Origin of the sequence: Bacillus sp. AF62 (assembly GCF_050312695.1) — a bacterium.
GTDB classification, from domain to species: domain Bacteria; phylum Bacillota; class Bacilli; order Bacillales; family Bacillaceae_G; genus Bacillus_A; species Bacillus_A cereus.
The window spans coordinates 1-22,189 of sequence record NZ_JBNPJZ010000064.1 but is presented as its reverse complement, the minus strand read 5'-3'; the positions used below and the strand labels follow the sequence as shown (position 1 = coordinate 22,189).

Here is a 22,189-nt window from a genome sequence, read left to right as displayed (position 1 = left end):
TTAAATTTATAAAAATACATAACATATTGAAGAAGTATGAAAAACGAAACTGTCGGTTTACCTTCACTTTCTAATTATATACAAACAGTACTGAGAGGAATTTTTGATGAAAATAACTAATTTAGATGGAGAAGCTACATCATTTCCAGCACTACTTAAAATCGTTCAAAATAAGAAATCTTATTATGACTTTAAATGGGGAGAAGTTAAAGATCCAGCAAAAGAAAATACTTGGAATTGGATAGCCTTCTTCTTCACGTTATTTTGGATAGCATATCGAAAAATGTATAAACTTTTCTTTCTCTTAGGACTACTACAAATTCCATGGTTTATTATTTTCCATCTAATAGATATCCCATTGTGGGTAGACATAGTCTTATATTTAGAATTTTGTTTTGTTGTAGGGTGGAACGGTAATCGTTGGTATTTTAAGCACGCTATACAAATTCTGGGAAAAGTGAAGAGTTTACCTCAAACTCAACAAGACCTGTATTTACGAGCAAAAGGTGGCACTCACATTGAAATTATGCTATGCCTCAATCTATTTTTATTATCATTTCTTTACATTATGGACATAAAATTAGCATATTTACCAACCCAAACAAATGTGAAAAATGTTGTACGTTGGAGTGAAGAAGGAGAGACATTAGAATCCTTTACCACTAGCTCCAAATGGAAGTATATAAAAAAAGAAGGAAAACATTATGTAGTTGAATTTACAGGTTATGATAATAGTGAAAAAGAACATGTACAAATAGTTTTCTATGTATATTTAGAAAAACAAAATTATGAATGGCACTATGTTTACATTAATAATAAAAAGTTAAACAAAGATGATGAAAAAGAGTATAAAAAAGAAATTGAAGAAATTTCGTGGTATTAACGTACAACAGCTCACTATTATATAACTCTGGAGATAGAAATATCATATGTATTTTTTAGCACGGCTAATTACATGGTAATTATCTATCATTAAACTGAAGCTATGATATTAAAGAAAAGTCCATGTGTGTTTTATTAAATGTATTTCTATTTTTTGAATTCATTTATGCGATTTTTTTATCAAATGCTTCTACATTAAATGCCCCATTCTTTTATTTGAAACATCTTTAACATATACAAGATAAAAAAGCTTATTATATCTCACGTATTAAATCGAATACACGTATTTATCAAAAAAATCCTAACCCTGATTATTTTCAAGATAGCAGAATCAAGAAAGGTACAGAGTATATCCAGATAGATATGGAGGTTTTAATGAGCTCTCTTCAACCAGGACAAACATATGAAATATCCGACGCTTATGTAGGAATGACTGATAAAGTCCCAACTCGTGTGATTGTTCATCGGCTAACAAAAGAACAACAACAAAAACGATTACGTGATCAAGCTATACGAGAAAAAAAGAAAGGAATGAAGTATTCTCCTCGTAGCAAACGACTTAGTGGTATCAATGTATATATGACAAACGCCTCTACAGATATTGTCCCGATGGGACAAGTACATGATTTGTACTCTTTACGTTGGCAAATCGAGATTTTATTTAAAACATGGAAATCATTCTTTTATATTCACCATTGTAAAAAGATAAAACGAGAAAGATTAGAACGCCATTTGTATGGGCAACTGATCGCTATTCTCCTCTGTTCTTCTACTATGTTTCAAATGCGTCAATTACTTCTTATGAAAAAGAAACGAGAGCTGAGTGAATATAAGGCCATATATATGATTAGAGATTATTTTTTTCTTATTTATCAAGCCATACAGAAAGACACCCAAGAATTATCAAAGATTCTCATTCGCCCGTTCAACCTCCTACAGCAAAACGGGCGGAAATCTCATCGATATGAGAAAAAAACGGTCTTTGATATATTAGGTGTCGTTTACAATTGTACCATGTCTGATAATCAAGCCGCTTAATTCAAAAAAGTGAAACCCGTTAGGGGTTATTTCGTATGCAAATCTTTCAATCACCTACACTTGCCCTTTAGAAAAAGAAACAATTTCACCTAAAATGGACTTTGCATAAGCTTAGCTTGATAGCGATGTGGCGGTACCCCATATAAAGAAATTTTAAACATCTTAATCTGCCTTTCCTTTATGTAAATATGGAAATAACGAAATTACCCCAAGGATAGCTAAACAAGCTCCAATCCATAGCGGAGATACAAAACCATATCCTTTACTGATCCCAAGACCACCTAGTGACGAACCAATAACAATACCTAGCGTAATAAAAGAACTATGAACGGTATTTATCATTATTCCATTACTAGCTGTTTTCATCACCCTCGCAACCATAGCTGGATTCAATGCTACACCAGTTAAACCAATAAAAATCGTAGAAATAACTGCAATGTATTTATTCTCTGCACTTAAAGCAAATAAAGACAACGCTATGATTAATATAATTAATCCACCCATAAGTATTTTCATTGTAAATTTATCAGCGAACTTGCCAATTATTATATTCCCAATTACCGTCGCACTACCATAGAGAGCAAGTAAATATGGAATGCTTGTGCTTGAAAACTCTGTAACATTTGTAAAGATAGGAGTGAAATAACTAAATGCCGCAAACGTACCACCAATAATGAACATACTTGTTACGTACGCTGCCCAAAGATGAATATTCTTAAATCGCAGAAGTTCGTCTTTCCAATTTAATTGCTCTTTATTTGAAGATGATGGTAACAACCGTTGAATCATAATCCCTGATACTAGCACAAGAACAGAAACAGCCCCAAAACTAATACGCCAGCCAAAATATTGCGAAATAACGGTTGTTATAGGTAAACCTAATACAGTTGCGAACATTAAGCCTGCAAGTACAATTGATGCAGCTTTTCCCCTTGAATCAGAGTGAACCAATGTCGCAGAAAAGGAAATCGCGACTCCAAAAGCTGAAGCTGAAGCAATACCAGTTATAATACGTGAAATCATCATAATATCATAGTTCCAAGCAATAGCTCCGAGCGATTGACCAATTAAAAATATGAACATTAAAAACAATAATGCTTGTTTGCTGCGCATTCGTAAGAGGATTGCAGTTAAAATGGGGCCTCCTATTACCATTGCTCCTGCATAAGCTGAAATTAAATACCCAATAGATGATACAGAAACCTGGAATGAAAGAGCAAGTTCATTCATCATACCTGCAACCATAAATTCTGATGTAGTCATACAAAAGATTGCTAAAGCTAATAAATAAATAATCGATGGCATAAAAACACTCCTTATCCATTATTGTAATGATCGGTACAAAAATATTACAAAAAAAGAGCGCACTAAGCGCCACAAATAGACTCTATTGTTCCTTTGATAACTTGTTCAGACAACATCCGATTTTGCATCGATACATTAAGAACACGGAATCCGTAATAACTGCTTAAAAGCAGACTAGCTAATTCCTCAGCTGATTGCTTCTTTGAAATTTCACCTGTTTGCAATCCTTCCTCCATCACTGTTTCAATAGCTTGTTTAAGAAGTTCAACATGCTTCGAGAAAATTTCTTGTACCATTAAATCGTTTTTAGCACGTTCTATACTGGCATTAATCAATAAACATCCTTTTTGATCCATATTCTCAAAGTCTTCTTTCAATGCCCATTCAAAAAAATTACTTAATCGTTCTTTAACTGGAATTGGAGTATGTAACAATTTCTTTTGTTCCCTAATCCCAATTTCATGGTAGCGTTCTAATACTTGTTCATACAGTTCATGTTTACTACCGAAAGTATTGTATAAACTTCCTTTTCCAAGTCCTGTATCACTGCATAAATCTTGTGTAGAACATCCTTCATATCCTCTTAACCAAAATGTTTTCATTGCAACATCTACAATTGAGGAATAATCAAACTCTCGAGGTCTGCCACGTTTATTCAATCGTATCCCCCTCCCATTTTAAAGATAACATGAATAGAATACCCCTTTTTGTACCACACGGTCAATAATTTATTTTATTGTTACTGTAAAATAAAATTTGATTATTTTAGATTACGAATAATGAAAAATAGCCCCTTTATTCAAATTTCCTAGCGAAAAAATCACGTTTTAATAGACTTCTTTATCATCCCTACCTTTCTATAGATTACTAGTTATAAAACAAGGATCGTTTCATAACTAGTAATTTACTTGATTAGCTTGCTGGTTATGGAGTAGTGTCCCTATAAACAAAACCCTCCAGAGACATCTATAATCTGCCCTGTTACCCAGCGGCTATCAGAAGAAGCAAGGAATGCTACTGCATCTGCAATATCTTCAACTTGCCCTATTCGCCTGAACACAGATGAATTCGTAGCAAAACTTCGTATTTCCGGATCATCTAGCAATTTTGCATTAATATCTGTCTTCGTATATCCAGGCATAATTGTATTCACTGTTATACCTCTTTCTCCGAGATGTTTAGCTAGAGGAAGTGTCATCGTATTTAATGCACCTTTACTTAAGCCGTATGCAATTGAGCCTGTAAAACCAAGTCGTACTTCAGCTGATGAAATGTTAATAATACGCCCCTCTGCTCGTAGTAACGGCAATGTTTGCTGAATTAAGAAGAACGGTGCCTTAATATTTACAGACATAATTTCATCAAAAACTTCTTCTGTCGTATTTTCAATCGTTCCTTGTGTACCTATCCCTGCATTGTTTACTAAAATATCAATCTCTGATGTACCAACCCTTACTTGTAATTCATTCTTCAATTGTTCTACTAGCTTCTTGACACCATCAATTGAATTGAGTTCTGCTTCAATTAAGAATGCTTTTCCTCCATTAGATTGAATCTCACAAATTGTTTCATCTGCAGCTGCCTTATTTCGTCCGTAGTGAATCACAACTAATGCACCGTCGTTTGCCAATCTCATCGCAATCGCCCGACCAATACCGCGACTCGCCCCTGTTACTAACGCTACTTTCCCATCAAGATTCTTCATTTTTTCCATCCTTCCTAAATTTCCGTTTAAAAAATCCAACACTTATATTTTCATGCAAACACCGATAATTTTAAATATAGATTTATAAGTAATTCAGTTCGTTCACTTATGATATTATAGTTATAATTCGTAATTTACTTTAGAAAACAAAAACAAGGAGGCTACACAATGCAAAACACAGTAAAACTGGATGAAATCGATCATAAGATTATGAACTTGTTGTATGAAAATGCGAGAATTTCTGTTTCAGAAATAGGACGAATTATATCCATGACGCAACCTGCTGTAAAAGAACGTATTAACAAGCTTGAAGATCAAGGAGTTATAGCGGCTTATCGAACGAAATTTGAGCCTTCCAAAATTAATAAAAACATTCAAGCATTCATCATGTTTAAAACGAGCCAATGCTCTGATTTTATTCAATTTTGTAATGCCGCTCCTGAAGTAACAGATTTATATCGAATTAGTGGGGAATTTAATTATATGATGAAGGTCATGAGCGATTCGATGGATTCCCTCGCTGCGTTTTTAGACTCGTTAATGCAATTCGGATTATCATCTCCTTTAATTGTTTTAAAGAGTGAGTTCGAGGAGAAATTGTCATTCTAATAAAGGGATACGTATTATCCTCACTAACAGTAAAATTTTCTCTTTCTTGAGAAAAACCAACAAAATCAATGATTAGTAACAAAAAAAAGAACATTGATTTTCAATGTTCTTTTTTATATCTCTACTTATTAATTAGAATGCTATTCGAAAAAAGCACCTTAATCCCCTTACCCTTGATTCCTCTGCGCCTCTCTAAACTCCTCCTTGACCTTCTCTAACAACCCTTCTTCCGTAATTAATCGATACGCCGTATTTGCTAATGCTTTTGCCGATGTAATTAATGCTTTATCTCCAAGTTCTGAACGTGCTGCTTCTCTAAATTCATTCGTATGTGCAATTAAATCATCTGGTCCGATTTTAATGTACGGATGAATTGTCGGTACAACTTGACTTACGTTTCCTGCGTCGGTTGAACCAATACCCACTCTTTCTTTACGGTTTACGTCTTCGCCTAATAATTCTAGTTCTTCTGCTACGACGTCGTTATATGTTTTTGTTACGAGTAGTTCATCGATTTCATTTTGGAATTGATGGATTTTCACTTTTGTGCCTGTTGCTAACGCTGCTCCCTGTGCGATATTTCTTACTTTTTCTGTTACTTCCGCACATCTTTTTCTCGTTGCTGCGCGGATGAAGAATCTTGCTGCAGCGTAGTCCGGAATAATGTTAGGTGCTTTTCCGCCCTCTGTAATAACACCATGAATTCTTACATCTGACGGAAGTTGTTGGCGAAGTGCGTTAATACCGTTATAGAGCTGAATAACCGCATCTAATGCGTTAATCCCTTCTTCTGGCGAAGCTGCAGCGTGAGCTGTTTTTCCGTAAAAATGAAAATCAAGTGGATCGACTGCTAGTGAAGGACTCGTTGTCGCTGTCTTTCCGCTCGGATGAATCATAAGCGCCGCATCAATGTCTTTAAATAAACCTGCCTTTACATAACTTGATTTCGCGCTACCATTTGGCCCGCCTTCTTCTGCTGGTGTACCAAACACAACAACTTCCCCGCCAATTTCTTCAAGCGTTTCTGATAATGCGATTGCTGCTGCAATGCTAATTGTGCCGATTAAATTGTGACCACACGCATGACCGAGTCCTGGTAAAGCGTCATACTCCGCTAAAAATGCAATTGCCGGTCCTTGTTTTCCAGAACTTTTTCGCGCAATAAATCCCGTTTCATGTCCAGCTATATTGTGCTGCAACTGAAATCCTGCACTGCCTAGCAATAAACTTAACGTTCTAGATGCGTAAAACTCTTGGTTACCAATCTCTGGATTCGCATGAATATCATGACTTGTTTCTATGTACTTTTCCTTATTTCTTTCGATACTCTCTTCAATTGTTTTTCTTTGTGACGTTACTCCTGTCGCTCCCATTGTTCTTCCTCCTTTTATTTTCACGTAAAAAAGCCTCTTTCTAAAAGATAGAAAGAGGCTTCTGTATATACAGTCAAAATGAGCTTCTTTCTTATCTTTCAAGTTACCTTGCTGGAATTGGCACAGTATTCATAACGAATCCGCTGCCGAGGTATCATAGGGCCAGTCCCTCCACCTCTCGTGATAAGAATTTTCATAAAATTATATTAAATTATTTTTTATTCTAAGTTCATTCCAAGTAAAAGTCAAGGAATTCCTATCCGAATTTACCGAATATCTAAAAATCCTTTTAATACACCAATTGTTTCTGGTGCTTGCAGCCTTGCACATACGTACGGAAATTCCGTACTACCTTCAAATATCATTTGAGATGTGAGCGGTGCGCCTGCCCAGAAGATTTCATCATCAATTACTAAGAATGGGAATGCTTTATTTTGTCTTTGTAACTTTACATTTTTCAGCGGAACTGGTCCATCACTATAAACTGTTATTTGTGCATTTGTACGCATTAACGCTTGCCATACTCGTTTATCTACTTGTTTCGTACTTGGCAGTGAAATAATAATTTTTCGTTTTGCGGCTAAAATATCTTTTAATAGCCCTTTCGGCTCTTCAAGATTCATTTCCATAAACCAGCGTAAACGTTTCGAAATTTTCCGTTCCCACAATTGTCTTGATGTCGTGCGGTCATACACATCTCCATGACGTTCTATATGAGCTGTTAATTGCGATAACGCTTGTTTTCTAGAAAGATTTTTACGCATATAATGGCAATCTGATAATTGAATGAACTTCCCTCTCGCCCTTGTCACTGCTACATTGACGAGGCGATGATTTTTATGGTCAAAGAATAACACGCCAGGTCGTTCTTGCGGATAACTGTCAACTGTATCAAAGATCATCATATCTCTTTCAGAACCTTGAAACTTATGAACTGTCGCCGCTAAAACTGGTATGTTTTGATATTTCGTTCTCTGCAACATTTCTCTAATACACGTCGATAAAAAGCGTGACTGCGCCCTGTAAGGTGTCACAACACCAATCGACTGAACACCGTCTAACAATCCGATTAACATCATTTGCATCGCTACTAAACCAGACATAATGTTAAAACGTGAACCAGAAGCAGCATCTTTTAACGAAAAAGCTCCCATTTGGCTCGTATCAAATAAAACACTCGCTTCATTTGCGAACGGCTGCAATTGCGCAAGTTCTTTACGTTCTGAAACAGACGGATGATCATATACTCTGTTTTTATAAATAAATGAATTCGTAAACTTCGATATATCCGCATGCATACGTCTTTGTTCCTGCAACATAAATAGGTTCGGATGTGCTTCTGATTTATTTACAGAATCAACAATCCCAGCGTGGTAAAACATATCTTCCCCAAGCCATTTGCGAACGATTTCATGGTTTGCCATCGCAATTGGAGGTAATTGTAAAAAATCACCGCAAACGACGATACGTTTTCCAAGTGAAGCAGCTAATGCGATTTGCGGAACGAACGCCATACTCACTTCATCTACGACAACTAAATCGAATGTACGCTCATAAATAAGTGAATCAATGGCACATTTCGATAAAGTTGCACCAATTACTTTCGCATTTTCAATATACTCTTTTTCTACTTCTTTAATTTTAGCCTTTTGCTTTCGAAGATCACTTTCAATCTCTTGTATACGCTTCTTATCAGCAGATGTTGCTTTATACGATAAGATTTTTTCACGAAGATCTTGTCGTGTCTCTTCTAAATAGAGTCTTTCCTCACCCCAAGATCCGTTCGTCGTTTCAACTAACTTAGATGCAAGTAACGTTTCATGATTTCGTATATGTTCATGTTGACTATAACCGTAACGAACAATTTCGCCAGGCGTCCATTTCTTTTTCTTTTTCTTTTCAATTTGCTTCGTTACTTCACTCATTAATACGTCTACTGCCGCGTTACTATGAGCTAACACAAGTACCGATTTTCCTTTTTGATAATGAGCCGAAATAATACGTGATAAATTGTAAGACTTCCCTGTTCCCGGCGGTCCCCATACGTACGTTGTCGGATTATAAAACGAACGATATGCCAGTTCATTTTTTGGATTTTTCATCTTCTCAATATGTTTCGGACTGCTCGTCCCATCAACAAGACGCTTTATACGATTACGTTTCAGCTTATCTTTACGTGCTTCTTTCAATCGCTCTTGCAGTTGCTCTAAAAGTTGCCACGGTTCACTGTATAAAACCGCTTCTCTTATTTCACCTTGTATATAATCATTTAATTTCAGTTCTATTTCTAATCCATGTACAGATAATACTTCTCCTGTCGCTTCCTCACCATCGAACTCAATTCGAATTGGTGAACCTTCAGGTAAGCTTACTTCCGAAATAAGCTGAAATACATACACTGTATTCTCATAATCTGTATATAAAAAACGACCGTTCATGATAGAAATTTTACTACCACCTATCGTTTTCCAATGTTTAATTTCATATGCTAATGCATAATGCCACTCTTTCATCGTTTCTGATAATGAAGGAGTTTGAGTAGTTGTATTCATCGTATAATCTCCTTCCTTCTCCCCAAACATACTTTCTCACTATACCATACAACACGCTAAAATTTGTAAGGTTTTTATCTTGCTTATTTTCTTAATTTTCAATAATATATTGTATATAATTTTCAGAAAGAAGGAATCTACATGCCAGTTAGAAGAATTGAACACGTAGGACTTATGGTTGCAAACTTAGAAGCATCTATCTCATTTTATGAAGAAGTAGTCGGCTTACAGCTCCTTAAACGTATGGGGCACCCGAATCCAGATTTAAAACTCGCTTTTTTAGGTGTGGAAGAATCGAAGGAAAAGTACATCACATTTGCTTTAAGGTAGATTCATTAGAAGATGAAATCGAGAGACTAAAGAAACACGCAGTAACCTTTTTACTAGGAGAAGAAATCGAAACATTACCAGATGGAACACGTTACATATTCTTCGCTGGTCCTGATGGGGAGTGGATTGAGTTTTTTGAGACGGAGAGATAGAGTGAAACTTTAGTCAGCCCACAATAAACGGGATAATAACTTTATGATCCACATAAGGAGTAGAAACTGATGAATATAGTTTTTTGGGTACTTATACTATTTCCACTTCTTAATATAATCCTGTTAAAGAGGTGGAATATAAGTCCCATTAATCTCATGGGGGTATTTGGTAATTTAAAAATGCTGTTTACTTATAGCACTTTTACGAATGCAAAAATAGCCAAAATACTCAAGCAGTTTCGCATAAAAACTTGCATATTTTAGGCTGTTTAATTGTACTCCTTATTTTGTTAAAGTTACCCGTCAGTTCAATTCCAAAGACCTCAGCTGACGATTAACTCAAGTACCGATTTCGGATGACCCTCATGTGATGAAGTTCGTGTTCTGTATCCGCTACACTATCTGTAGCAAAAGTTGTTATCTCATTTTCTTCAACACTTGACATTGCTCGATTTATAGCCTGTTCTAGCTTTACGTTCTTCTTGTTCATAGCTGTTACTAAGCGTTCTATAGTTGCTACATCTTTATGATAAAAAATTCTAGAATTATTATTGCTACATTCTTTCATTTTATTAATTAGTATGATATACCATCAAAGCACCAGAAAGACTAATATAAGCTAGTATCATCCATACGTTATCATTTCTAATCTATCCTGTTTAGAAATGATAACGTTTTTTTGTACTTAAAGGTATTAAAATTTCTTAAGTTGATGGGAATATAGGGTGCCCCCTATATGGTGGAGATAGAATCGTAGCGGATAACATAGGAGAAAAACTAAACGGCCTAAAAGTATTGTATTTTAATATTGAAATTTTAAGGGTAGCCAACTATATAAAATGTAACACTGACGTTCCAGGGGATTATGTTGAATACAATAATGAGGAGAAATGGTTTATGTCTATATTATTTTCTCTTCCAATTACTATATATTTTTAGCATACTATTAACTATAAGGAGGGAGTGCAGAAATGGAAGAAAAGAAAGTGACGTGGTTAGAACTCTTTTATGATTTGTTATTTGTGGCGGCAGTGACGGCTGCGACTCATGTTTTACTTCATGTTGAAGATGGTCAAATCCATGCAGAGTATTTAGTAAAATTTGTCTTAATTTTTATTCCGATTTGGTGGGCTTGGGTAGGGCAAACCATCTTTGTTAACCGGTTTGGAAAAGATTTATTTCATCAAAGAATTTTTTTGATCCTGCAAATGTTTTTTGTCCTAATAATGACATCAAGCTTATCAGCTGATTTTGATCCTTATTATCTTTCTTTTTTAATTGGCTATATTGGCTTAAGGGTCGTGACTGCAATTCAATATCTTGTTGTCCAGCGTATAGAAGAGGGGGCTCGAAAAAAAGCAGCACTCTTTTTAGGAAGATATTTTTGGATTGGAATCGTTATTTCATTACTATCCGTCTTTTTTGATTCTTGGATTCGATATGCTGTGTTATATTTTGGGATTCTTATCGATATTATTGTCCCACTGCTTGGAAGGAAGTGTTTAGAAAAGGTTCCTACAAATACAGCCCACTTGTTAGAGTGATTTGGTCTATTTTCCATTATTCTCTTTGGGGAAGCTCTTGTAAGCACTCTTGTGGTCATTCAACCTAAACAAGGAAATTGGGATTCAATAAGCTTTGCGATCATTTCATTTATCCTCATTATTTCGATGTGGTGGCAATATTTCGATAACATGGAGAAGAAACTCGACAAGTCTAGACAAACTTCTGGTCAAATTATTATTTACGGTCATCTATTTATTTTAATGTCTTTGAGTATGGTTGCAGCATCCATTAGATTATTATTTTTACATGAGGTCTATTATTCTTTTATCTTATATTTTGTTTTTGGTTCTGTATTGCTCTATTTCCTGTCAACTACAATTGTTTTTCATCAATACAGGTTTGAACAACACCGCTTGAACATTTATCATTTGTGCTTGTTTTTAGGAATTTTAGCAGTCTTTTTTGTTATTAATTTAATTATAGTAGTGCCGAATATTGTGATAATAGGACAATTAACCTTATTTTTTATCATCTATGCTAAATTAACAAGCACATAAATAAAAGAATCAAATAAATTAGTATCAAACTATAATACTGGTTTATATATATATATTGGTAAATTTTATATTTATATTAAATCTTATAATTCACGGTGACTCTGATGCAACTGTACCTTTTAAGTTAAGTGGAAACGCACATATGATTCCATTCCTGATAGTAAACTTGCTCTAATACAGGTTATCCTCATGGATTAAACGCAACTCCTGCAAAAGAATTTAATGAAGTATTATTAACATTTTTAAAAGAATAATCTTTGAGGAACTACCAGAGGCGGTTCAACAGCAATATCAAGAATAATAACACGAATTTATCGATTAGGGTTTTCCAAAAAGAGTAGCGCTATGCTTAATCTTTTGGAAAACCTTCTTTACATAGTTTTTTTAGGTCTCTTAGGGGAATCGTCACAGTGCTATCAAGTTAAAAAATACATTCTTCCCATAAACGAAAAAAACGAACTGAACTTCTATGGACAACTATGAAAGAATGAAATTTTCGTTTTGGGGATAATTCAAAATCTTAGGTTGATGGCGATGTGGCGGTACCCCAAATCCAACATCTCTAGCTAGATTCTGTAAGGTATTTGGTGATAAAAGACTCTTAATCTCCTGTGCAAATAATTGTAAGTCGTCAGATACAGAATTAGACATAAAAAAACATCATCCTTTCCTATAATTCTACCGTAAGAATAACGTCTTTATGGCAATATGGTGGTATACCTACTTAATTTAGCTTATTCTCCCTTTTCGGGGATTTGGGCAAAATTTACCCCACAAAAAAACAGCGAACCCTTCGAATATGTGGGTTCGCCATTATAAATCATTTATTTCATGTCTAATTTTTCTTTCACCTTCCCAGGAAGCTCGTCTTTCTTCACCTCTTCCCAAGCAGTTACACCTTTTTTATCGGAGTGGAACACGCGTAAGAATGCTTCTTTACGAAGCTCTTTAAATCCATTAAATTTCACTGTTTTTTCATTACCATTTTCGTCAAATCCTTGTAATTCATAATTATACTCTGTGTATTTATTTCCTTCTTTAGATACCCCTGACTTTATTTTCGCATCAGTTGTAATTTGAACATAGTATTCATCTTTTCCCATACGATTCACATCGCAACCAACTAACGTTGTAGCAAATACAACTAGAATACTAAAAAGTGTAATATATCTTTTCACGTCATTCACCTCATGCGTTTTTTATTATGCTGTTATCATAACCCCTTTTTATTTGAGAAGAAATTCAAGAACATGACATGAAGATTACACTTTTGTAAGATAATAAAAAGACGACTACAACAGCTGCCTTTTTAATCAACATCATAACAATCACTTGCATTGTAGTCTAACATTTAAATAAACCAACCCATATAAACACAAAAAAGAGGAGTCACCCTAAGGTGACTCCTTGCCTAAGATAACTCCCAAAATATAAGTTATACAACACCCTTAAAAAAATAAATAATTTACTCCGGTTGCTATGATAGAGAATCCCATAATAATTGCTATTACAATACTGTGACGTACACGATTCATACCGAAGATTGCGATATACTCTCGAATCATCGCATTTGGCCAATAATAGAAGGCTGTTTTTGAGCCAATTCCTTGGCTATTTAATCCTACTATTTTAGCGTATAATCCGGCGCGAAACACATGGAAGTTGTTTGTAGAAAAAATGCAGTTATACTGTGTTCCTTTTAATGATTCCATAATTCTCTTTGAAAAAAGCATATTTTGGTATGTTGTAGTAGAACGGTCCTCTTTTATTGTATTCTCTAGAGGAATCCCATTATTCACAGCATACTCCTGCATAGCTTTCGCTTCAGAAATATTTTCATCTGATCCTTGTCCACCAGAGAAAATAATCTTAGGTGGTGAGGAAACTGCTTCTTGTTTCTTATAAAATTCAATAGCTCTATTAATTCTGCTAGCTAAAAGTGACGTAACCTTAAATATTTAGAAATTTAAAAAGCCCCCTAATATTGTTAAAGGGGCTTTACTCATACGAATGATAATTTTTATAAATAATTGCTAAATAGTGAATTTACATAAATGCTTTTAGAAGCTCTTGAACTAATGGGATTGCTCCACCTATAAATTTTAAAACTGCCATTGCGATTTCCATATTATTTCCTCCTCTTTTGTTAGTACTGGGATGTGATTAAACTTTATACCCTTATTATAGTAAACGCTTACATTTGTAACAATACATTTCTGTATGCAATATTGCATATTTATACGTTTTGACAATATTTGACCTCTATTTTCCATTCTTTAATGGTACCATAACGAAGTGAGAGTCTTTAAGGGTTCTCCTTAATAGGAGGAAATATGGAAAAAGTTCAAGGTATTTACAGTAATATAAAATTTAAAAGTTGGTTTAAACAAGTATTAGCTGTAGGAGGAATATTAGGATTCTGCTACTTGGTGTTATATGGTTTTTGTTTTTTAGTTGATATGTAAATATTATACAACAATACTAGTGGAGTCTTGCCTACAGAGGTAAGACTCCACTAGTATTGTACTTGAGATGAACAAACTACATACAATAGCTTTCAGGTTCTTCAAATTTCTCTGTATGGTTCTTTGTTCCTCTATGTTCTAGACCCACTATTTCCTATCATTGAATATAAATGAACTTCCATTTATATTGAAAATACAATTTTATTGATGAAAGATGTCTTTTTACTAGATACATATTAAAAAGAAAAGTATAAGTTGTATTCCATTTCGGTACAATCTTTTTATCTTTGAAAAGGACTTAAATCTTATTAATAGATTTGAGTCTTTTTTGTATACATCCATTTCTATATAACCATATAAGTATAATATATTAAAAATAATTTAAATGCAAGAATACTTGTAGAGGAACCGCCAGCACTTCGGAAAAAACAAGCTAAGCAAAAAAATACAATAAGCTGCCCATATGGACAGCTTATTTACATAATTTTCTTTATTGGAAATACCTTAAGGCCATTTTTAACTTAATAGGAGTCTAATATCTCAAGTTTCTTAGCTAATACCCAGCTATTTAGGCCTAAAGATGCATAAATATTGTAATAAAAATAATTCCCGTTTATCAATGTTTCCTATAATTCTTTAGTATCTTCATAGAACATAGGCCAACCTTGCATTAAGATATTATATATATTTCTTACTACAAATATGGACGGTATTATCCTTGTTGCAGTTTTAATTTTAATCAAGTCTATTGTAATTACACAGATTGAAATATCTATTCAATTTTAAAAATAGTAAAGGAAATGTATATAAAAAGATCACTTGTCTTAGAAACAAGTGATCTTTTTATTAGATAAACTGCAACTTGCTAACAGCAGGTAATTGTTATCCTATTCATCTGTTCAATAGATATTATAATACATTTTTTAGTTATATAGACGAAATTGTTTCTAATGAAATGAGACCAAAAATATTTCAAAAGGTACCATAAATTATTTAGTGCTTTAAAAATGCAATTTTGAACCTTTCGAAGCACTAAATCAGGTAGATTTTAATAAACTTCAAACTTTGTCTGCATCAGGATCTCACAATTGAGCCTGAGTAATTAATGCTGTCAACATAACAAAAAGAGTCCTGATTGAAACAAACTCTTTTATGAGTTTTTACAAGTATAAACTTTTAAACACATAATTACATTTCTATTCTTTATTTTACCACTTGTACAGATACTGGTTTCCACCCCTGATTCTCTACCCAATCAATATTAACCTTATATTTTTTATTACTTTGTTTATCTCGTACATTACCGTAGGCTTTATTATTACCATTATTTCCAATAAAATCGAAAATCAATTGGCTCTCTGGAACATCAACAGCATAAGAGATTGCTTTTTTCATCTCACTCCAATCTACTGTTCCTTCTTTAAATTTCATATCAGGTTTTGCTCCTTGCTCTGTACCAATTGGCTTCCATGAAGGATTAGTTTGAGGATCCTTTTCTTGAAATACCGTTTTTTCTTCCTCTTTATTTTCAGTTCCGTTCGTTTTTACCGATTTTTCTACTTTTTGTTTCCCTTCTAACTGTGCTGCTTCTTTATCTTCAGTTTTCTTCTCTTCTATCTTTGCTATTTCTTTATTTTCAGTTTTCTTCTCTTCTATCTTTGCTGTTTCTTTATCTTCAGTTTTCTTCTCTTTTATCTTTGCTGTTTCTTTATTTTCAGTTTTCTTCTCTTCTATCTTTGCTGTTTCTTTATCTTTAGTTTTCTTCTCTTCTATCTTTGTTACTTTCTTTTCTTGAGCAATTGCTTTCTTTGATGTATTAGAAGGGGTAAACAACTGGTATGTCACTATACCAACTGTCACTAATACCAAAGTAAATGCAATATTAAAAATTGCCTTTTGACGACGATTCTGTTGTTTTTCTTGAAATCTGCTTACTTGTCCCATTCTTCAAACCTCCGTTTTTACTTTCTCCTCTACTCTTTATGTATTATCCCTAAAATTCTTAATATTTTTATTAAACAATAGAAATAAACTACACTTTCCATACAGGATTTCATATCATAATATAATTTGTGTTTTTTCAAGTATCTGACATATGTTATTCAAAATAGTTTAATACATTAAAAATTGATAAGCTTCTGCACTTAAGAAACCTTCAATTTTATTCAAAGGTGATTCCAATTACGTCCACATTAGATCTCCTGTAGAAAGCTTTTTAACAATTAAGCCTCTTCTTCCCTTATTTATAATTTTTAAATTAAATTTCCCTCTATAGTATAATAAAGATGTTTCGTTTTCTAATGGGGTATGTCGTAAAATCAAAAGAGATTTTATCTCTTTTACCTTCTTTTCAGAGTAAATTTCACCACTAGGAAATTCTATTATTCCTAATGTAATCTTTAATTCGCTCTCATCAAAAGTCCACTCTTTATTAAGTTCTCTTATCTTTTGTATAAAGCTTCTTTTGGTTTGTCCTATATAGAGCAATGTTACATTCTTAGCATATACTCTAGAGATTGCAAATATCCCCTTCTTAGAAGCTTCTTCCCTATTATAAAAGTCATTTATACTATACATGCCATACCACTTAATATGTACTGTTTCTATGAATCTCACCTCGTTTTTAGACAATATTATAATTTCTGAATGTTCAAATTATTATGGGTACATATGCTTGATTACTTGAATTATAAATTGTGCTTTTCAATAATACATTTTATTATTACTAATTTCAATAATGAAAAAAAATACAATACTATAGTTTAATTACAAAGCTGTATAAAAAACAAAGTGATGTCGTGCCACATATTTTCTTTTTTTACAATATCAAACTATCGTGAACAAAATTTTAAAAGTTATGGAATAAAAATACAATGTGTATGTACATACATTTCTATTAATTGAAGAAACCTTCTTAATTGAGGTCGTACCCCAATTAAGAAGAAAAAGAGTAGAAATTTAATCTCTCTACGCTGTTAAAATTATTCAACTCCCAAAAAACTGTACATCTTCTAGAGATACTAATTTTCTAGTTTTGATGTTTTTATAGTGCTTGAGAGTGATATTATTCAAGTTTTTTCATTAAGAATGCATAAATACAAACAAAACCAGTAATACATCTTTTCTGTACCGTACTGGTTTTGTTTAAGATCATCTTAAATTATAGCTAGTTCACCGAGATTGCAAATTCCGATTTCGGTGCCCCAGCGAATACGATTGTTCCGTTCTTCGGAAGTTCCACCTTGTTATTGCCACTCACAATGGTGAAGTTGACGCAAACTCCCTTCTCATCATACACCGCAAATGAACCATTTGATGGCAGCGTCACGGTCATCCTTTTGTCTGTTGCCGCTTGTGGAATTGTAAACCATTTCGCATGCCCATTTGCATCCAACGTAACTTTGGATGATTGGCCTACATCAATTGGTTTTACATTAGATTCACTTACGTATAACAATCCAGCCATCTCCATATATTCATTGCCGCCTTCTGTATAGAAATGCGTTTCCGTCGTATCACGACCATTCATCACGGGTACTTGGATCTGATGGACCGCGGTGTTCGGACCTGTAATTTTTCTGCCATCCCAATAGCCTGCTGGGCCTTCCTTGCGAGTAATTTGAGTACTAAGATGTTTCGACTGAACAAGATATTGAATAGAACTAAATTTCTCGTTTACACGATAAAACTTGACACCTTCCCTCTTTGCCCATGCAACAGCGGTTTTCTTCGAAAGCACGTTATCTTCTAGTTTCTCAGCTAAATAGTGGGTCATCACACTTTGCCCTAAACCTGGATGAGATTTATATGCGCTCTCCTTCAAATAAGTTCTTCCATTTTTCTCGGTTACGAAGTTGAGCTTGGAAGTACCCCCCTCATTAATAAAGCTTCCATCAGCAGTATATACATATTTTTCTTCTGGATTAGATGGTAAGAATAGTTCACCGTTCTTCGTAATTTCAATCTTGAAATGAGTTTCGCTATTACCATAAAATCCAGCTTTCTTTGCTACGCCTTGAGGCATTTTGACTTTGACCGGCTTACCAAAGGATTTGTTCGGCTTGATTTCCTTAATAGTACCTTTTTCTTTAAGCGTAGCGAGCAGCAATTCAGTTGCCATTAGCTGATTTGTAGAGCTCCGTCCACCAGATGTCAATACAGCCGCTGCTATTTTCTGTTCCGGAAGCACGACTAATATAGCATGTTGCAATGCCGTATCGCCGCCCTTAGCCAAAGCTTTGATCCCATATTCACTAAATGGGTATAGTTTTACACTATCCCAGCCAAGACCATAGTTAAAAATATTCTCGCCAGCCCCCGGCCACATTCCTTTTTTATATTCCTCTTGCTCCATTGCCTTAACTACCTTATCAGAGAGGATTCCTTTTCCCTGTCCCATAAATAGTTGTGAGAATCGCACCATATCTTCTGCCGTGGAAGATATACCTCCCGTACCAATAACATTCACCGATTCAATTGGAAGTTGTCCTTGGTACGCCGGGTAATATAGTCCAGCCCGATTTTCATCCCTCCATTTGTCCTGCGGCGTTTTCGTATGATTCATCTTTAAAGGCTCTGTAAAGTTTTGATGTAGAAATTCAGTAAAGCTCATACCACTAACTCTTTCCACCAAAATTTCGGCCAGCGTAAAACCATCGTTACAGTATACCGAGAAAGCACCAGGATCCGCCTTCAAGTTTTGATTTGACAATTGTTGTAACAAAGTATCATGGGCATAGGTATCATTATCGTTAAATAAAAATGCATTACCTAACGTAGAACCTTGCAATCCAGAGGAGTGATTCAATAACATACGCGGTGTAATACGTTTGTATCGACCGTCTTTCATCTTAAAATCAGGAACATAGCGGACAACAGGAGCATCCAAATCGACTTTTCCTTCATCGACCAATTTCATTACAGCCGCTGTTGCATACATTTTACTAACTGAACCAATCCCGTATAAAGTATCTTGGGTTAGCGGCTTTTCCCCTTCCATATCGTTCTTGCCAGCCTGACCCGACAAAATAAGTTTTCCATTATCAATTAGTGCATACTGCACGCTAGCTGCCCCATGGGACTTCGTAAGTAGCTCCGCCTTCTCTGCTGCAATCTTCTTCAGTTCCTGACTAGCTACTTCTTCACCAGTTACAACAGTAGTCTTACTTTCAGAAAATGCTTTCGCTCCTGTTGGTAGAATCATACTTACCGCTAATGCAGTGGCTAACACACCAGTTAGCTTATTTTTCATCACGGATACCTCCTTAAATAATTGATCGTTTTCATCATTAATTTGTTTAACTATGAAACTATGATAAATTTTACCCGTTTTTACTTTTAGACTACTTGCTAAATTCAGCAAGTAAAATATTTTTAAAAGGATCAGGAGTATCAGCTTTAAGGCTGTTCAAATTGACTGCCAATGTATGCTTGCCTCCAAGTGTGCCTCCAGCAAAAGTTAAAAAACCAGGAATGGTTCCTCCATGCCCCCATATCGATTCACCGTTTGAAAGCTTCATTTTGAAAATTCCAAGCCCGGAATCACCAAGCTCATCTACTCCTGTAGGGACTGTTGTAAGCATTTGCTTTAGTTGCTGTTCTTTCAATAATTTGCCCCCAAGTAAATAAGAAAAGAATTTGTTTAAATCATCAGCTGTAGAAATCATATCTCCGGCCGAGCTCCCCATACTTGGGTTATAATAAGTAACATCTTTCGGCTCACTTGCTCCGTCTAATTGGATATATCCACGGGCATGCTTGGTTCCTGGAATGACGCTTGAATTTCCAGGTAAGAATGTATTCGCTAATTCAAGTGGTTCAATAATTCGATTTTCAATCTCTTCCGCATAGCTGTTCCCAGTTACTTTTTCAATAAGAATTCCTAGTAATACATATCCTGTATTTGAATACGACCAGCTCTTTCCTGGAGCAAAATCTGGAGGCATGGATATTCCCATCTTTACTAATCCTTCAGCAGTATAAGATTTTTTTGTATCCATCATATTAAAATCCTTTGACCTTGTGTAATTAGCGATACCACTTGTGTGATTCAATAATTGCCGGATAGTAATCTGTTTATCATCATATCCATTTCCTTGAATGACACCAGGCAACCATTTTTCAATAGAATCGTCTAAATTCAAGCGGTTTTCTCCTGCTAATTGAAGTACAACTGTTGCAGTGAACGTCTTTGTCACGCTGCCAATCCGAAAACGAAAATCTGTTTTCATTGCTTTCTTGTTACTCAGATCAGCTACACCAGCCGCATAACTCCATGTTTTTCCACCCTCAGAAGTTTTAGCAAGTATCCCTGGATATCCTAGTTTCAATGTATCTCGCATTGCCTCTTTGACGGAATTACGGTCTCTTTGAGTGCTTGTTTGTAACGAACTAGATACATTTTGAATGGACTCCGCTTTTACATTTGAGGTTAGAGGTGTATAAAACAGGGAACCTCCAATTATTAAAAGAGCTAAGCCTGTACATGTAATTTGACTATGCTTTTTCATCAAAATAATCCTCTCCCCTATTCATATTGTATAAATGGTTATTTGCTGTTTGGAACTAATCACACAGCTTTCTTCTTAACCCACTGCAAAAGGACGACATTGAATCTGTAATGTCTCTTTTCCTCCAAAGAAGTCTTATTAATTGATTTGTTTTTTATAGAAATATATAGTATTTTTCTCCTCTCACTCTTCTTTACATTTTCATCTTACACAAGGAAAATCTCTTTTTTCTTACCTCTTCCTTACAAATTCCTTACGTTCAAAATTACTTTTATAATTGATTATTTTTTATTTTAATAACATTTAGTTGTATTAATTTGATAGGAATTTGACTTCGCATAAAAGTTTATTTATTTCGAAAAATGAATTTAAATACAAATTAACTATTTAATATTCAACATCTCACCTATACATGTCCTAACATAAGTTCCTATCATCTATATGTATTATTTATTACAACAGCTTTCACGCTAAAAATAAGATATTTCAAAAAAGAGAAATATAGGTATCTTAACAAGAGATTACCAATATAAACAATGTAAAAATGTAAGAACCCCTGTATTACTACTGATTTCCCTCTAACTAATACAGTTTCAAACATTAGACACAAATACTACATGTAATGTTGAATTTATTACCTATTCAAAATTCTGTTTGTTCATTTTTTCTTAAAATACAAAAAAATTTAACTTATAAATATACAAGCTATAATAGGGACGTCTAGGGATAACCTATTAGTACCTTAGAAAATATCAACTTTCTAAAATTGGACAAGATGAAAAAATCACTCACAGAAAGGTGTGTAATCAAAAAGAAAATTCATTAAAAATTCTTTAGTAGCAAAAGACATCGCATTAGCTATGCCTTAGCAATGTCTACAATGTTGACGAGGTTATTGAAGCGATATAAAGGGATGGAAGACAGCTGTCTCACGAATTAAAAGCAATAGTTTTAGGGGGAATTCTGGACATACTTACAATTTTTTTAATCCTTATTCACTTAAATATACCCATCTACAATCAAAAGATTTTGAAAGCGTTAACAAACATTGGATTTTAGATTCAATTAGAGAAGAACACACGATTTGAGGAACTTGTAGGAGATTCATTTTCCAGAACGACTTATATTCCTAAGAACCTGTTTAAAATCTTTTTAATAAAATCGCTACACCTGCCAATAAGCAACTCTGTCTGCTATTTTCAAGTG

At 34.3% G+C, this 22,189-nt stretch carries 13 protein-coding genes, 7 pseudogenes and 1 riboswitch; of the genes and pseudogenes, 7 read left to right on the top strand and 13 right to left on the bottom strand.

The annotated features are described in order from the left end of the window. Window positions 1-106 precede the first annotated feature (106 nt). Together ACQRBL_RS14445 and ACQRBL_RS14440 are read left to right on the top strand one after the other, a co-directional pair. On the top strand, window positions 107-883 hold the full coding sequence (locus ACQRBL_RS14445; RefSeq protein WP_023522424.1) for a DUF2628 domain-containing protein: 777 nt from the start codon (window positions 107-109) through the stop codon (window positions 881-883). Window positions 884-1,113: 230 nt separating this feature from the next. Then, a pseudogene (locus tag ACQRBL_RS14440) lies at window positions 1,114-1,920 on the top strand (IS4 family transposase); the annotation flags it as partial. Between the two features lie 162 nt (window positions 1,921-2,082). Here ACQRBL_RS14440 and ACQRBL_RS14435 read toward each other — a convergent pair. The 3 genes from ACQRBL_RS14435 to ACQRBL_RS14425 all read right to left on the bottom strand — a co-directional run bounded on the left by ACQRBL_RS14435 (window position 2,083) and on the right by ACQRBL_RS14425 (window position 4,930). After that, a complete protein-coding gene (locus ACQRBL_RS14435) occupies window positions 2,083-3,225 on the bottom strand; it encodes an MFS transporter (protein ID WP_097920264.1) in 1,143 nt (380 codons plus the stop codon). A 62-nt stretch (window positions 3,226-3,287) separates the two neighbouring features. Beyond that, window positions 3,288-3,884 carry a TetR/AcrR family transcriptional regulator gene (locus tag ACQRBL_RS14430; RefSeq protein ID WP_001042187.1) on the bottom strand — a complete coding sequence of 199 codons (597 nt, stop codon included), beginning with the start codon at window positions 3,882-3,884 and terminating at the stop codon, window positions 3,288-3,290. A gap of 281 nt (window positions 3,885-4,165) precedes the next feature. Beyond that, entirely contained in the window at window positions 4,166-4,930 is a 765-nt protein-coding gene (locus tag ACQRBL_RS14425; RefSeq protein WP_023522426.1) for an SDR family oxidoreductase, read from the bottom strand. A 168-nt stretch (window positions 4,931-5,098) separates the two neighbouring features. Between ACQRBL_RS14425 and ACQRBL_RS14420 the strand changes: the two genes are divergently transcribed. Further along, window positions 5,099-5,539, top strand: coding sequence for an Lrp/AsnC family transcriptional regulator (locus ACQRBL_RS14420; protein WP_002120574.1), 441 nt, complete (start codon window positions 5,099-5,101; stop codon window positions 5,537-5,539). Between the two features lie 167 nt (window positions 5,540-5,706). Here ACQRBL_RS14420 and ACQRBL_RS14415 read toward each other — a convergent pair whose 3' ends face one another. Together ACQRBL_RS14415 and ACQRBL_RS14410 are read right to left on the bottom strand one after the other, a co-directional pair. Further along, window positions 5,707-6,912 carry a M20 family metallopeptidase gene (locus ACQRBL_RS14415; protein ID WP_023522428.1) on the bottom strand — a complete coding sequence of 402 codons (1,206 nt, stop codon included), beginning with the start codon at window positions 6,910-6,912 and terminating at the stop codon, window positions 5,707-5,709. 88 nt (window positions 6,913-7,000) lie between these two features. Next, window positions 7,001-7,102, bottom strand: a riboswitch (SAM riboswitch). A 76-nt stretch (window positions 7,103-7,178) separates the two neighbouring features. Further along, window positions 7,179-9,494: an AAA domain-containing protein gene (locus tag ACQRBL_RS14410; RefSeq protein ID WP_411995976.1), complete on the bottom strand. Its 2,316-nt coding sequence runs from the start codon at window positions 9,492-9,494 to the stop codon at window positions 7,179-7,181. Window positions 9,495-9,605: 111 nt separating this feature from the next. Between ACQRBL_RS14410 and ACQRBL_RS14405 the strand changes: the two are divergent. Beyond that, window positions 9,606-9,946 (top strand): annotated as a pseudogene (locus tag ACQRBL_RS14405) (VOC family protein). A 379-nt stretch (window positions 9,947-10,325) separates the two neighbouring features. Here ACQRBL_RS14405 and ACQRBL_RS14400 read toward each other — a convergent pair. Then, a pseudogene (locus tag ACQRBL_RS14400) lies at window positions 10,326-10,508 on the bottom strand (hypothetical protein); the annotation flags it as partial. A gap of 409 nt (window positions 10,509-10,917) precedes the next feature. Here ACQRBL_RS14400 and ACQRBL_RS14395 point away from each other — a divergent pair. Then, a pseudogene (locus tag ACQRBL_RS14395) lies at window positions 10,918-12,009 on the top strand (low temperature requirement protein A). Between the two features lie 73 nt (window positions 12,010-12,082). After that, window positions 12,083-12,263: pseudogene (locus tag ACQRBL_RS14390) on the top strand (alpha/beta fold hydrolase); the annotation flags it as partial. Between the two features lie 570 nt (window positions 12,264-12,833). Here the strand turns inward: ACQRBL_RS14390 and ACQRBL_RS14385 are convergent. The 3 genes and pseudogenes from ACQRBL_RS14385 to ACQRBL_RS14375 all read right to left on the bottom strand — a co-directional run bounded on the left by ACQRBL_RS14385 (window position 12,834) and on the right by ACQRBL_RS14375 (window position 14,243). Next, the gene (locus ACQRBL_RS14385; protein ID WP_411995977.1) at window positions 12,834-13,187 is read right to left on the bottom strand and encodes a YxeA family protein; all 354 of its coding nucleotides are present in this window, start codon (window positions 13,185-13,187) and stop codon (window positions 12,834-12,836) included. Window positions 13,188-13,457: 270 nt separating this feature from the next. Continuing rightward, window positions 13,458-13,961 (bottom strand): annotated as a pseudogene (locus ACQRBL_RS14380) (YdcF family protein); the annotation flags it as partial. A gap of 94 nt (window positions 13,962-14,055) precedes the next feature. After that, window positions 14,056-14,243: pseudogene (locus ACQRBL_RS14375) on the bottom strand (hypothetical protein). A gap of 99 nt (window positions 14,244-14,342) precedes the next feature. Between ACQRBL_RS14375 and ACQRBL_RS14370 the strand changes: the two are divergent. Next, window positions 14,343-14,474 (top strand): hypothetical protein, encoded by a 132-nt coding sequence (locus ACQRBL_RS14370; RefSeq protein ID WP_000416933.1) that lies wholly within the window; start codon window positions 14,343-14,345, stop codon window positions 14,472-14,474. A 1,203-nt stretch (window positions 14,475-15,677) separates the two neighbouring features. Here ACQRBL_RS14370 and ACQRBL_RS14365 read toward each other — a convergent pair. From ACQRBL_RS14365 to ACQRBL_RS14350, 4 genes are all read right to left on the bottom strand, one after another. After that, window positions 15,678-16,418 (bottom strand): DUF1510 family protein, encoded by a 741-nt coding sequence (locus ACQRBL_RS14365; RefSeq protein ID WP_427734780.1) that lies wholly within the window; start codon window positions 16,416-16,418, stop codon window positions 15,678-15,680. A gap of 237 nt (window positions 16,419-16,655) precedes the next feature. Beyond that, window positions 16,656-17,090 carry a hypothetical protein gene (locus ACQRBL_RS14360; protein ID WP_002094078.1) on the bottom strand — a complete coding sequence of 145 codons (435 nt, stop codon included), beginning with the start codon at window positions 17,088-17,090 and terminating at the stop codon, window positions 16,656-16,658. A 550-nt stretch (window positions 17,091-17,640) separates the two neighbouring features. Continuing rightward, a complete protein-coding gene (locus tag ACQRBL_RS14355) occupies window positions 17,641-19,725 on the bottom strand; it encodes a serine hydrolase domain-containing protein (protein WP_411995979.1) in 2,085 nt (694 codons plus the stop codon). A 91-nt stretch (window positions 19,726-19,816) separates the two neighbouring features. After that, on the bottom strand, window positions 19,817-20,983 hold the full coding sequence (locus ACQRBL_RS14350; protein WP_023522436.1) for a serine hydrolase domain-containing protein: 1,167 nt from the start codon (window positions 20,981-20,983) through the stop codon (window positions 19,817-19,819). Window positions 20,984-22,189: the final 1,206 nt, after the last annotated feature.